Raw genomic sequence first — 13,345 nt, forward strand, 5'->3', positions numbered from 1 at the left:
GCGACTTCTGCCTAATCTGGCATCCGCCATCAGATATGGAGAGAGCATCGGTCGACACCCGATGCTTCATGCGTTTAGGCATCCACTAGAAGGATTGGAGGCAATCTGAAAACATTCGGCTCCGTTGCGAGCCGGGCTTTTGGCGTTGCTTCGGCGGCGGAAGCCCTGAATGTGCGGATGCGCGCACGTCTGTCGGCGTCATACCGAACTCGCGCTTGAAAATGCGGCTGAAGCTCGACTGATCGGCGAAGCACAGACCTGTCGCGATCTCGCCGATCGGCTGCGCATTTGAAGTGTCACACAGCATGGAAAAGCCTTCGGAGAGACGACGGCGCTGGATGTAACTCGCCACGCCGCCTTCGCTCTCGAGGACGCGGTAGAGCTGAGACCGCGACATGGCCGTTTGGCGACACAGTTGGTCTGGGCCCAAGGATGGAGAGCGCAGACTTTTGGAAACCGCCTGACGGACCTTTTCCAGCAGCGTGAGTCTGATCTGTGGGAGCGCCCATGCCGATCGATCAGCGGAAGGAGCAACGCAGGCCGCCACCATGGCTCGAACGGCATTCGGAAGGCGCGCCGCGTCATCGGTCGTCAGCTTTGGTAGGTTGCGTTCCAACAAGAGCATATACTCTGCGAGCAGCAGGCCTGGTCCCGTATCGAGCATCGAGCCTATCGCCAGGTCCAAGGATCCACCCACCGCGGAAAAGGAGTCTCGCGGAAGGTAGAGTTGAAGGCGGTGCGACGCCGTGCGGCGGCTGTCCGAGACCTGCCCGAGCGACCAGACGAAGGGCACGCCCGCCTTCGCATCCAATTCGACGTTGCTCGTGGAGACCGCCGTCGAGCCACTGCCACTATATGAAATGACCCAGTGGTCTATCGGACTGCGCCGAATATGCGACGATGTCCGCACCGTGCGCGTGGCCGGGGCCGAAGCGCATGTCAAACTGACATCGCCAAGATTCCATACGGAATATTCCGCGGCGAAGCCAGGCTCGCGGGTATCTGGAGCGAGGACATCGAAAACGGGCTGAAACCAATCGGCCCACGCATCCTTCTGACTCCGAGCTTCCAAAAGACGTGTCGCAAATCCATGGGAATCCATGTCACCTCGCCCGAACGCATTGTCCCCATAACCCCTGGTTGCATTCGCCTGGAAGATCGTATGTTTCGAGAGGCGCGTTGACAAGACGCAAAGCTCGTCGTCGCGAGCCTGGGTCTACAATAGATATTCGCGGATGAACCGCCTGCACCGACAGATGCCGCTGTTGATTTCCGAATTACGGTATTTCAAAGAGGCCCCTTGGCGGAATATGGAAAGACGTCTTACCTAAACAGCGCGGACTGTTTTACGACGCAGCAACCTCGCCGGGCTGCTCGATAGCTGCTGCGCCGCCGTCAAGCGGTCGATGCTACAGCGCGCAGATTGACGGACGCATCTTCACAATCGCGTTTTCGACGACCCGTATGGTGCTCCTTGCCTGCAGCTCCTTGATTTGAATCAGGGAGCATCGCGCCAAATTTGGGATGCTCGGCACACGACGGGGACTGGTCGCCTAGAGGATTTCTACGTAGTGGCCTATACTGATTGTGTGGTCGGTGTGTCGCGGCGGTAGGCTAAATTTATCGGAGAGTTGTAGGAAACTAGCAGTTCGAAAGTTAGCACTGCAGGAAGGCGAGTGTATCATGTCCCTTCAGGAGACACCAGTTAGCCGACATGTTCGAAATGGCTGCGGAGGATCGAGGCACGCGCACAAGGCGAATTCCGAACGGTTCGCTCTGCAGGAAAAAGTTCATCGTCAAATTGCGTCGGAGCTTCACGATTCAACGTGCCAGCACTTGGTGGCGGCGAGCCTCATTCTGATGCAAGTAAAGAGTGCGCTAGGCGATCCTCTGAAGGCGACGAGACATTGCGATCAGCTCGAGATCTCGATCGATCGGGCCATGAAGGAATTGCGGTCTCTCACATATCTGCTTCACCCTCAGGACCTCTTTGAAGGAGGGCTCAGGACGACAATCGAGCAATTCGCAGAAGGGTTCGCAGCGCGAACGCCGCTGAATATTGAGGTCTCGATATCGTCCGCGGTCGACGGCCTGCCATACGGGGCGCAGCGAGCGTTGCTGAGAATTGTTCAGGAGGCCTTGACGAATGTTTACCGCCACGCCAAGGCGACACAGGTTGCGATAACTATCGTGACGAGGGACAGGAAGTTCAAGCTCGAGGTTCGAGACGACGGACAAGGCATGGTTGCTGCAGATGGTGCATGCCGCTTTCGCCCGTGGGCACCCGGAGCGGGAATCCGTATCATGCGAGCTCGATTGCGAGAGATGGGAGGGCAGCTTGAGATATTATCGGCACCCACAACGCTGCGGCGCGGAACCATCCTGCGCGCGACCTTTCCATGCGCTCCTGCGCGCGAGCGAGATGGCCCGGTTGGAGATACTGCTGAAACGCAGAGCCCATAGCTCGTCCAGGGTTTCTTGCGACAAGATCATCGAGGCAGCCTTCTCATGAAGCGAATTCTCATTGCTGATGATCATGATGCTGTTCGATCCGGGCTGCGGGCGGTCCTCGAGCAGCGGCCGGGTTGGATGATTGTCGCCGAGGCGTCCGACGGAAAATCGGCATTTGAGGCCGCTCTCAAGGAGCGGCCCGATGTTGCAATCGTCGACTTCTTTATGCCGCGCATGACGGGACTGGAAATAACTCGAGGAATAAAAAAACATCTCCGCGAAACTGAAGTGTTGATCTTTACCGCGCACGAATCCGGAGTGCTGGCTCAAGAGGCGCTTCAGGCGGGTGCGCGCGCGTTCCTGGTCAAGTCGGACGCAAACAAGCTGCTGTTGGCTGCCGTTGAAGCGCTAATGGCACGCAAGCCATTCGTTGACGGACGATTTTGTGGTCAGTCGGGTCGAGAAGACGAAGCTGGCGAGGGGCATATCAAGCTGTCTCCGCGAGAGCGGCTCGTTGTCAAGCTCGTGGCCGAGGGGTACAGCAACAAGGGTATCAGCGCGATGCTGAGCTCAAGCGTGAAAACCACGGAAACGCATCGAGCGTCGGCCATGGGAAAACTGGGTGTCAATTCGATAGCTGGACTGGTCCGCTATGCGATTAGAGCTAAATTGATTGAAGAGTGAACGAGATCAGCGGCCGCCGGTCCACCGCGCTGCGCAACCGATCGCGGCGGTGAAGCAGAGCTGATTACTGCGGAAGCACAGCTCTGTCGTTCCCCGTCCGCGAGGGGATCGCGGACTGTCACCTCCACCGCCACCCGCAATGGCGGCGACCGCGATGCCACCAGCAAACCCAACGGCGCCTGCGCGGTCGGGGCCGCCCCCAACCGGGGCTATGCGGAGGACCCCATTGCGCCTGCGTTGCAAGATCCGTGGTTCTCGCGGCCCGTCCCAGATTTGCGGCGACCGGCATAGCCTCCGCTGACACAATGAAACGAACGCCGATTGCGCCGACGGCTGCTGCGACGATGGCGCCCTGCGCAAGACCAAGGAAGGCGCGACGTGTGGGAGCGTTCATTGTTCTTCTCCTCGCTTCTTGTTGCGCAGCTTCATGCGCGGACTACGGTAGCGGGGAACGACAACGCCGGCATCCGACGAAACCCTGAGCAACAGGCTCGGAATATTCTTGCCGTCCTGGATACTCGGGTCACGTGGTTTGCGCCGGGACCGGTCGTGCCTTCGCGCGCTCGCGCAGGCGTTGAAATGTGACGTAAAGCATCGGCACCATAAAAATCCCGATTGAGCTTGCGGTGAGCATGCCGGCAAAGACAGCGGTCCCGACCGCCCTGCGGCTCAGCTCGGCGGCGCCGGTTGTGAATACGAGCGGGAGGAGTCCGAGAATGAAGGCAACCGAGGTCATCATCACCGAGCGGAACCGCATATGCGCCCCCAGGATCGCGGCCTCCGCAAGCTCTGTGCCGGCTTCCCGTCGTTCCTTCGCGAATTCCACGATCAGGATGCCGTTCTTGGCGGCAAGCGCGCTCAGCACCACGAGGCCAATCTGGCCGTACAGATCGAGATTGAGGCCGGCAATTTTGATGCCGATATATGAGCCGAGAACGCCGACAATGACGGAGAGCAGCACTGGGATCGGGATCACCGTGCTCTCATACAGCGCCACTGCGAACAGATAGGCGAACAGCATGGCAAGCGCTAGCACCACCCCGGTTTGTCCTGCTGCCTGTTGCTCCTGATAGGCCGTGCCGGTCCACTCGAAACTGTAGCCTGCAGGCAGCACGTCGTTGGAGATCTCTGCCATCGCTGCCATCGCGGTGCCGGACGAGACGCCTGGCGCCGGGCTGCCGTCCACCGTCACTGAACGATAATTGTTGTAGCGGGTAATGACCTGAGGCCCGGTTACGATCTTGATGCCGGCGAGCGACCGCATCGGAACCATCTGACCGGTGCTGTTGCGGACATAGATGCGCCAGATATCGGAAAGGTCGGCGCGATCGAGCGCCTCCCCCTGCACAATGACCTGCCAGGTGCGTCCGTAGAGGTTGAAGTTGTTGACGTAGATGCCGCCCAGCGTCGCCTGAAGGGCCGTGAAGATATCGCTGATGGTCACGCCAAGCGCCTGCGCCTTACGCCGATCGATGTCGAGATAGATCGATGGATTGGTCGAGGTGAAGGTCGAGAATACTCGCGTCAGCCGCGGATCGGCATTGGCCGCTCCGATCAACGCACCCGTGACACTGGAGATCGCGGCGGGACTCTATCCTTCCCAGCGCCTGGAGCTGGTACTCGAAACCGCCTGAGGTGGAGAGTCCGATGATCGGGAGCATATTGAACGGCAGTACATTGGCCTGCCGGATTTGCGCGCTGGCTGCGTAAATCTGCCGGATCAACGCCTGCGCCGAATCCGTGACCGCCTTGCGATCGGCAAATGGCTTGAGTCGTGTCACCACTAGCGCGCTGTTGGGCTCGGACGCCCCGTCAAGCAGGGAAAAACCGACGATGGCCAGCACATGCTCGACGGCCGGCATCTCCTTCAGGACGTCCTCGATCTGTTTGGTGACTTCATTGGTCCGCGCAACGGATGCACCGTCCGGCAACCGCACCGAAGTGAAGAAAGCGCCCTGGTCTTCCTCGGAGAGGAACCCTGTCGGCGTCAGGTGCGACATCCCTAAAATGCCGGCAGCGAACACGGCGACCAGGATGAGCGAGAAACTGGCCACGCGCAGCAGCCGTCATACGCTGCCGCTATAGCGATCGCGGATCCAGTTGATGCCGCCAAGGACGTGGCCGATCATGCCGCGCCGGGGTCCAGTACGCCGCAGGAACAGCGCGCACAAAGCGGGCGACAGGGTCAGTGCATTCAGTGCCGAAATCATCATGGCGGCGCTGATCGTCACCGCAAATTGCCGAAACAGCGTGCCGGAAAATGCCGGGAATGAAGGCGATCGGAACAAGGGACGGAGAGCAGCACCAACGTGATCGCAATGATCGGTGCCGTGATCTGCGTCATCGCCTTCTTGCTTGCCTCGCCTGGCGAAAGATCCGGTTCTTCCTCCATCACCCGCTCGACGTTCTCCACGACGACGATGGCGTCATCCACGACGATGCCGATGGCGAGCACCATTGCGAGCAGTGACACGGTATTCGCGGAATAGCCAAGCATCAGCAGCACCGCGAAGGTGCCGACCAAGCTGACCGGTACGGCAATGGCTGGTATCAACGTGGCCCGAAGGTTACCGAGGAACAAATAAGCCACGATCACGACCAGTGCGAAGGCCTCTCCCAGTGTCCGCAGGACCTCCGAAGGACCTCCGAGATGGTGTCCCGTACGAAGATCGTGGAATCGTACTGCACGAGATAGCTTAACTCCGTCAGGAATCGCTTCGATAGCCGCTGCATCGTCGCCGCGACCGCCTGCGCCGTCGTCACGGCATTGGCGCCCGGCGCCAGATAGATCGCGAGAGGCACCGCGGCGCGCCCGTCGATCCGCGCTTCGCTGTCGAGGTTCTGCGCGCCTATCTCGAGCCGGGCGACGTCCTTGACGAGCAACGTCGAACCATCCGGGTCGGCGCGCAGCACGATATTGGCGAACTGGTCGACTGTCGCGAGCCGCCCCAAGGTCTGAACGTTGAACTGGAATTTCTGGTCGTCGCTGATTGGGCGCGCGCCGAAGGGACCGGGAAGCCCGATCAGATAGAGCGCGACCCACACGCACAGTGTCATCAGGATGATGCGGATCAGCTGTCCGACGAACCACAGCCGCGGGACGTTTCCCATCTCGTTCATTACGGCACGTGTTCGGACGCGATAAGAAGGCTTCGTCAGCATCACGAGACTCTCGCAATGGCTGGTGGGATCAAAGGCGAAGAGGATACCGAGGAACGCGATCACCAGCACACCGGTCAGAAAGCTCGACGCTCTGCCAAGGCCGAGCTGGGCGTGGCTGAAGAACCGGCCTTGATCGGACAGCAGCCATTGCGCAAAATCGCGCCCCCATTCCGGACCAAGCAGATCGACGCCGCAGGTCAAAAGGCGCTGCTGCAAGACGTCGAATTGGGTGTCCATGACCTTCAGCAGGATGCGTGTTTGCTCCGGCAACTTGCCGCCTCCCCAGACGAGGCCTAGTCCGACCATGGTGGTGAACAGCAGCAGCACCAATGTCAGCCGCGAGACACGATTGAGTGGAATTAGTAGCGCCAGTGCGCGTGCGGCGGCATCCAGAAAGGCAGCAAACAGCACGCCTGCGAAGATGATGAGAAGATTCGAGGCTGTTTGCCATACGAGGAAGAGAGCAACGCTAATGGCGAGCAGGGCGAGACCCGTTGCGAGAAAGCGGCGCCGCCTGTCGGTCATGCCCTGGTCTGGAGGCTCGCGGACCACGACCTTGCGCAGTTGCTCTTGTTCTGTCCTCACGTCGCCCATCGATCGGGTGTCTCGGGGGCGGATTGCAATGACGAACTGTCGCGCCGGGGCTCAGGTACGAACACGGCGGCTGCCATAATGGGGATGCGAGCCGCCGCGATGACGCCAGTAGCGATGCTTGGTGGGGTTCGTATTCGTATTTGACGCGGCGGTGCTTGGCGCAGGTGTCGTGACCTGCTTTGACATGGATGCGGCCGGATCGGTCGTCAGCGCCTGGGAACTGGTCGACTGCGCGGTCGCAATCGATCCGGCAAGGATCAAGGCACCGCAAATGGTCCGGACATTCATGTTGGTCTCCAACTAACCCACAACACTTCAGATCGAGATAGCGCCGACGGCCAACGCGTAAACGCGGACGACGAGCCCTCAACCCCGGAGATGAGGTGGGCGGAAGGGTCGAATTTGAACGGGGTAGGCCGGCCACCCTCGGTTACGAGACTTGAGGCAGCTTGTCGGTCGGCGCATCAGGGATTCTATGTAGAGGACGAGGCAGGAAATCGGTCGAGCGCCTCTAATGAGGACTTGCCGATCCGGGCGCAGCGGCCGGGGCGACCAACACGAAGCTCGCGCGGAACAACTCGCCTGCCTTAGCGAGTTCAGTCGCGACATGCCTGGCGTGCAGAACGGCGGCGTCATGGTCGGCGCACTCGCATCCAATTCCGTCCGGACAAAGGCCGTATTTGTCGACGATGTGAAAGAAGTAGCGCATGCGAACGGATTAGGCCGGTGCGTGACCAGCTTCCAGTGACAAAGGTGTAAGAGTCCAGGCAAAAAGGGTGAGAAGCCTGGAGCAACCCAAGGTCACGTTTCGGTAAGTCGCTCTGGCGGGATACGGGTATATCGAGATAGGGTGATATATCTTCCGGCGCTCGGGTGATCATCAGGTGTCCCCGCAAGGGCCGAACCGCTAGCTTGATTTGTTCGTGCTCGCGCTGCTCGGCATGATCAGCAAGAACGCGGTCATTCTGATCGGTCAGATCGACGCCGAACGTGCTTTGGGCAAGACGGCCTGGGACGCCGCGGTGGACGCCAGCAGCTCCCGTTTTCGGCCGATCATGTTGACGGCCGTATCGACCGTTCTCGGGATGATTCCAATCGCGCCAACAGTATTCGGAAGACCGATGGCATTCGCGATCATGGGCGGACTCCCGGTCGCCACCGTTCTGACGCTGGTCTTCCTGCCGACGCTGTATGTAGCCTGGTTTGCGCGGGACGAGAAAGAGCAACCGTCCGCGGGATCGCGCCCGGCCTGACGGCCGCTAAAATCGGAGCAGCCAAGGCACCTGCGCCAGGGTCGTTACCATCACGACGACGGCAAAAGGGAAACCAATCTTCAAAAAATCGCCGAAACCGTAATTGCCCGGTCCGACCACCAAGGTGTTCACCGGCGAAGACACAGGCGTCATGAAGGCGGCCGAGGCCGCGATGGCGATAGTCATCGCGAAGGGATACGGCGAGGCACCGATGTCCTTCGCGACAGCGAGCGCTACTGGCGCCATGAGCACCGCGGTCGCCGTATTCGAGATGAACAGGCCAAGGGCAGCCGTGATTGCGAAAAGCAGCGCCAACAGGACTCGCGGTGATGCCTCGCCCGCAAGATGCGTCACCGCGTCGGCGGCGAGATCGACGCCACCGGTTCGTTGCAGCGCCAGCGAAAAGGGCAGCATGCCGACAATAAGTACCAGGCTCTTCCAATTGATCGAGGCATAGGCGCTGTTGAAATCCACACAGCCCAGCAACCCCATCAGCAAGCAGCCGATCAGAACCGCGTGCACGTTCGGCACCACACCGCTGACCATCATACCGACCGTCAAAGCCAGCACCGCGAGAGCCTGAGGTGCGAGGTTTGCGGCCGGCAGAACCTCTTTGTGCTCGGTCGGTAGGTTCAGGACGACAAGATCCGAGAATTCGGATCGCAGCTTGCGGATGTCAGACCAGAAGCCGGTCAGCAGAAGGGTGTCACCGACCTTCAAGGTCTCATCGAGCAGCCCCTGGCTCACGACCTCGCGACCGTGCCGCAACCCCAGCACCGTCAATCCCATTTCGCTACGGACCCGCGCCTGCAAAACGCTCGATCCGATCAGCTTCGACTCCGCCGGAACAATGACTTCGATCATGCCGATTTCCTGCGAACGATCGGTGAAGTAGCAGCCATCACCCAGAGGATTCTTCTCGACCTTATAGTCACGCAGCATCCGGTCGATCTCGACATCGGGCGCGATGACGTCGAGTAGCAGGATCTGCCCGGCGGCCAGTTCGGTCCTCGCATTCGGGCGGTTCACCTCGGTCCCAAAGCGGCCGGGGAGCTCGATGGCGAGCAGATTCACGCCACTGTCCCGGAGCGAAAGCTCTTCCAGACGCTTGCCGATCAGCGGCGAGTCAGTCAGCACGCGCACGCGCAAGGTTCGATCGGTGAGGCCATACTGCGTCACCCAATCAAGCAAGTTCGGCTGACGGCGCCCGCCGTCCTCACGCTTGGCCGAGACGGGCAGAAACCGCCGCGCGAACAGCATATAAGCAATGCCGAGCGCCAGGAATGTGAGCCCAAAGGGCGTGAAGCTGAAAAAGCCGAAGCCAGCCTCACCTTGGCGGATCAGCTCCGCGTTGACCACCAGATTTGGCGCCGTCGCAACGAGGGTGAGCATACCACTGATCAAGGCCGCGAAGCTCAAGGGCATCATCAGCTGGCTCGGCGCGGCACCCGTGTTCTGACAGATGCGCAGCACTACCGGGATGAAGATGGCCACCACGGCCGTCGAACTCATGAATGCACCGAGCCCGCTCACCGTGAGCATCAGCAGCACCAGCATGCGCGTCTCGCTGCTGCCAGCGGTCGCATTCAGCCAATCGCCCAGGCGACGCGCAACACCGGTGCGCACCAGCCCTTCTCCGATCACGAAGAGACCTGCGATCAGCACGATGCTGGGATCACTGAACCCCGCCAGTGCCTCGTTGATGGTAATCACCCCAGTAAATGGCATGATCACGATCATCAGCAGCGCGACCGCATCCATGCGCGGGCGATTGGCCATAAACATCACGATCGCGGCCGCAAGCAGCAGAAGAACCAAAGCAAGATGGGTGTTCATACGGAAATACCCCGTCGGTTAAGACGCAAACCAATCATCCTGCGAAAACTGCTCATCCTGCGAATGGCCAGAAGATGGGCACGAGAAACGTGCCTACCAGGAAGAACCAGAGCAGCAACGGTAGACCCATCCTCCAGAAATCGCCAAATCGATAGCCGCCGGGGCCCTGCACCATAAGGCTCGCCGAGGCGGCGATTGGCGTAAGAAAGGAAGCGGCCGCAGCCACCGCCACAGTCACCAGCGCGGTGCGCGGCGAGACACCGACAGCTTCCGCGGAGGCAATCGCTATCGGAATGACGATGAGTGTCGTCGCTGTGCTGCTGATCAACTGGCCGATTAGCGCCGTGAGCAAAAATAGTCCCGCCAGCAGCGCGTACGGGCTCGCATTGCCAACAATGGCAACGAGTGTATCGGCGATGAGATAGGCTGCACCGGTCTTGTACATGGCGGTCGAGAGCGGGATCAGCGAAGCGACCATGATCAGCACGTTCCAGTTGATCGTCCGATAGGCTCGTTCGATCTTGAGTACGCGAAACAGGATCACCGCGCAGGCCGCTGCCAATCCAGCGACGACTCTTGGCACGACGCCGGTCGCTAGCAGCGTCACCATGACCGCGAGAATGACAATGGCGCGTATGGAGCCGGTGCCCAGGGGCCTGGCTTGGCTGCGGATCATGTCAGGGGCAGCAACGACGAGCACGTTGGGATCGCGCCCGTACTCCTCAAGCGCTTCCCAACGGCCTTGCAGCAACAGCGTGTCACCCGCCGCAAGAACGGTTTCGCCCGGTCCTAGATTCTCGCCGCCGCGTTGAACGCCCAGAATAATCAGATCGCCACTTTCGGTGACCATGCCGGGGAAGACGGTCTCACCGATCAAACGAGAGCGGGGCGGCAGCACCACCTCGGAAAAGCCATGGCTATCGTTAAACAGTGCCTCCCGCATTTTGCCGATCGTCTCCTGGCAGGGCGTCAGGCCATGCTGCTCCGCGAACGCGTCCATTGCTGCCTGTTCACCGCGCATGATGAGCCGATCTCCTTCCACGAGGGAATGTTGCCACGAGATGCTGTTCTGGCGGCGAGGGCGAATAGCGATGAAGCTGAGCTCCGGCCGGTTCTCGCGCTCCAGTCGCGATTCCAGCACTGCCTGCAACGTGCCGAGATAGGGCGAGGCGGCGGTGATCTCGAGCTGGTACACTTGGTCAAACAGCTTGTATTGCTCGGTCAGCATGCGCGAATGGTGGCTCAGATCCTCCGGCATTTCCCGGCTGGCGCGCACCGGCAGCAGCGTATCGCCGAAAAAAATCACGATGGCCACGGTGCCTGCCAGGAGTGGTACGCCGATCACCGTCATCTCGAAAAAGCCGAAGGGCTTGAGACCGATATCGCTCGCCGCGTCGGAAAGCAGCACGTTCACAAGGCTTCCGGTCAGTACCAGCATCGAACCCGAATAGGAGGCGAAGGCGAGAGGCATCATGAGTTGCGCAGGCGGACGCTTGAGCCGGACGGAGACGATCACCAGCACGGGCAGCAGGGCGGCCACTGCGCCACCCGAGCCGATCAGCGCCGTGAGAAACGCCACTAGCAACATCGACAGCACCAACAGGCGTGTCCGGCTTTCGCCTGCGTAACGGATCAGCACCTGGCCTGCCCACGTGGTGACGCCGGACGAATCCAGGCTGGCACTCACCACGAAGAGCGAAGCAATGAAGAGTATCGTGGTGTCGCCGAAACCTGCCAGCGCCTCGGAGAGTTCCAGAATGCCGGTCGCGTAAAGCACGAGTGTCGCACTTAGCGCCACGACCGCGATCGGCACCCGGTTCGAGATAAACAGCAGCACCATCGTGGCGATGATGGCGAATGTAATGAGTATATGCGGCGTCATCGCACCTCGCGAGGGCGGTCTGGCCTGGAGCCAGCGCTGCTTGCCCGTGCCGCTCTACCGCGACAGCGCGTCTAGAATACGTGCCCAGGAGCGGATGCCTTTATGGAAACTCTTGAGATTGTACTTCTCGTTCGGGCTGTGGATGCGGTCATCCTCGAGGCCGAAGCCCGCCAGCACCACATCCATGCCCAGCGATTGTTTGAGCTGATGGGTTACGGGAATGGAGCCGCCACCGCCGATGAAGACTGCGGGCTTGCCCCATTCGGCCGTCAGTGCGTCGCGCGCCTTGCCGAAGGCCGGGGCCTCGATCGGGAAGCGGATCGCCTGACCCGCGCCATGCTCCAGGAATTCCACACGACAATCTGCCGGGACGCGTGCATGCACATGTTCCCGGAAGGCTTTGCGGATGGCATGGGGGTCCTGATCGAAAACCAGGCGGAAAGATACCTTTGCCGATGCCATGGCGGGAATCACGGTCTTGAATCCGGCCCCCTGGTAGCCGCCACCCATGCCGTTGATTTCGCAGGTCGGGCGCGACCAGACCATCTCCAGCGCGTCGCGGCCCTTCTCGCCGGCGGGAATCGAAAGGCCGATGGCGCCGAGGAATAACTTGGCGCTGAAGTTCAGGCTGTCCCATTGCTCGCGCAGCGCCTTGGGAAGTTCCGGTACGCCGTCATAGAAGCCGCGCAAAGTGACGCGTCCGTTGTCGTCGTGCAGGTCAGAGAGGATGCGGGCCAGGATGCGGTTCGGATTGGCCGCGGCCGAACCATAGAAGCCCGAGTGCAGGTCGCGGTCGGCGGCGTGTATGATGACCTCTTCACCGCAGAGTCCGCGCAGCATGGTCTGGATCGCCGGCGTCTCGTGGTCCCACATGTTGGTGTCGCAGATCAGGCCGATATCCGCGCGCAGCTCCGCGGCATGGGCATCGAGAAAGCCCGGCAGGTTCACGCCACCGGACTCCTCTTCGCCCTCCAGCAGGATCGAAACCGGAATCGGCAGTTTGCCGGTGACCGCCTTCCAGGCGCGGCAGGCCTCGACAAAGGCCATGAGTTGGCCTTTGTCGTCCGCGGCGCCGCGGCCAGTGATGATCTTCGCGCCATCGGGCATCGTCTGGATCGACGGGTCAAAGGGATCGCGCTCCCAGAGCTCGAGCGGATCGACCGGCTGCACATCGTAATGGCCGTAGAACAGCGCCGAGGGGCCAGGCCCGCTGCGGTCATGCGCCACGACCATCGGGTTTCCCGGCGTCGGGCGCACCGAGGCGTCGAAGCCAATGCTCGTGAGGTCGGCCACGTGCCACTCGGCATTGGCCGCACATTCGGCCCTGTAAGCCGGATCGGTCGAAATCGACTTGATGCGCAGGATCGCGAACAGACGCTCGAGAGCCGCATCGAGATTTGCGTCGACGTTGGACAGGACATCATCGAGCTTGGTCATGGAGCCCTCCGGAGGGTCTTCTGAGCCGTTGGTCAGTACGCGCGGG

General features: G+C 60.8%; 8 protein-coding genes and 2 pseudogenes. 3 read left to right on the top strand and 7 right to left on the bottom strand.

From position 1 onward, the window contains the following. Window positions 1-85: 85 nt before the first annotated feature. Complete coding sequence (locus tag ACPPVR_RS11550; RefSeq protein WP_426614342.1) at window positions 86-1,102, bottom strand: helix-turn-helix domain-containing protein; 1,017 nt, start codon at window positions 1,100-1,102, stop codon at window positions 86-88. Between the two features lie 581 nt (window positions 1,103-1,683). Between ACPPVR_RS11550 and ACPPVR_RS11555 the strand changes: the two genes are divergently transcribed. Beyond that, entirely contained in the window at window positions 1,684-2,463 is a 780-nt protein-coding gene (locus tag ACPPVR_RS11555; RefSeq protein ID WP_426614343.1) for a sensor histidine kinase, read from the top strand. A 45-nt stretch (window positions 2,464-2,508) separates the two neighbouring features. Continuing rightward, complete coding sequence (locus ACPPVR_RS11560) at window positions 2,509-3,135, top strand: response regulator (protein WP_426614344.1); 627 nt, start codon at window positions 2,509-2,511, stop codon at window positions 3,133-3,135. 523 nt (window positions 3,136-3,658) lie between these two features. Here the strand turns inward: ACPPVR_RS11560 and ACPPVR_RS11565 are convergent. The 3 genes and pseudogenes from ACPPVR_RS11565 to ACPPVR_RS11575 form a co-directional block, all read right to left on the bottom strand. Next, a pseudogene (locus ACPPVR_RS11565) lies at window positions 3,659-6,891 on the bottom strand (efflux RND transporter permease subunit). Window positions 6,892-6,942: 51 nt separating this feature from the next. Further along, window positions 6,943-7,179, bottom strand: a complete 237-nt coding sequence (locus ACPPVR_RS11570) for a hypothetical protein (RefSeq protein ID WP_426614345.1) — start codon at window positions 7,177-7,179, stop codon at window positions 6,943-6,945. Between the two features lie 223 nt (window positions 7,180-7,402). Next, on the bottom strand, window positions 7,403-7,600 hold the full coding sequence (locus tag ACPPVR_RS11575; protein ID WP_426614346.1) for a DUF6894 family protein: 198 nt from the start codon (window positions 7,598-7,600) through the stop codon (window positions 7,403-7,405). Between the two features lie 208 nt (window positions 7,601-7,808). Between ACPPVR_RS11575 and ACPPVR_RS11580 the strand changes: the two are divergent. Further along, window positions 7,809-8,144 (top strand): annotated as a pseudogene (locus tag ACPPVR_RS11580) (efflux RND transporter permease subunit); the annotation flags it as partial. Between the two features lie 6 nt (window positions 8,145-8,150). On the opposite strand, the gene ACPPVR_RS11585 reads toward ACPPVR_RS11580, so the two are convergent. Genes ACPPVR_RS11585 through ACPPVR_RS11595 form a run of 3 tightly spaced genes read right to left on the bottom strand, consistent with a single transcriptional unit; the run spans window position 8,151 to window position 13,299 of the window. Beyond that, window positions 8,151-9,980, bottom strand: a complete 1,830-nt coding sequence (locus tag ACPPVR_RS11585; RefSeq protein ID WP_426614347.1) for an SLC13 family permease — start codon at window positions 9,978-9,980, stop codon at window positions 8,151-8,153. A 52-nt stretch (window positions 9,981-10,032) separates the two neighbouring features. Further along, complete coding sequence (locus tag ACPPVR_RS11590; protein ID WP_426614348.1) at window positions 10,033-11,862, bottom strand: SLC13 family permease; 1,830 nt, start codon at window positions 11,860-11,862, stop codon at window positions 10,033-10,035. Window positions 11,863-11,916: 54 nt separating this feature from the next. Further along, on the bottom strand, window positions 11,917-13,299 hold the full coding sequence (locus tag ACPPVR_RS11595) for a M20/M25/M40 family metallo-hydrolase (protein ID WP_426614349.1): 1,383 nt from the start codon (window positions 13,297-13,299) through the stop codon (window positions 11,917-11,919). Between the last annotated feature and the right edge of the window lie 46 nt (window positions 13,300-13,345).

Source organism: Bradyrhizobium sp. McL0616, from assembly GCF_049993385.1.
Lineage (GTDB): Bacteria > Pseudomonadota > Alphaproteobacteria > Rhizobiales > Xanthobacteraceae > Bradyrhizobium.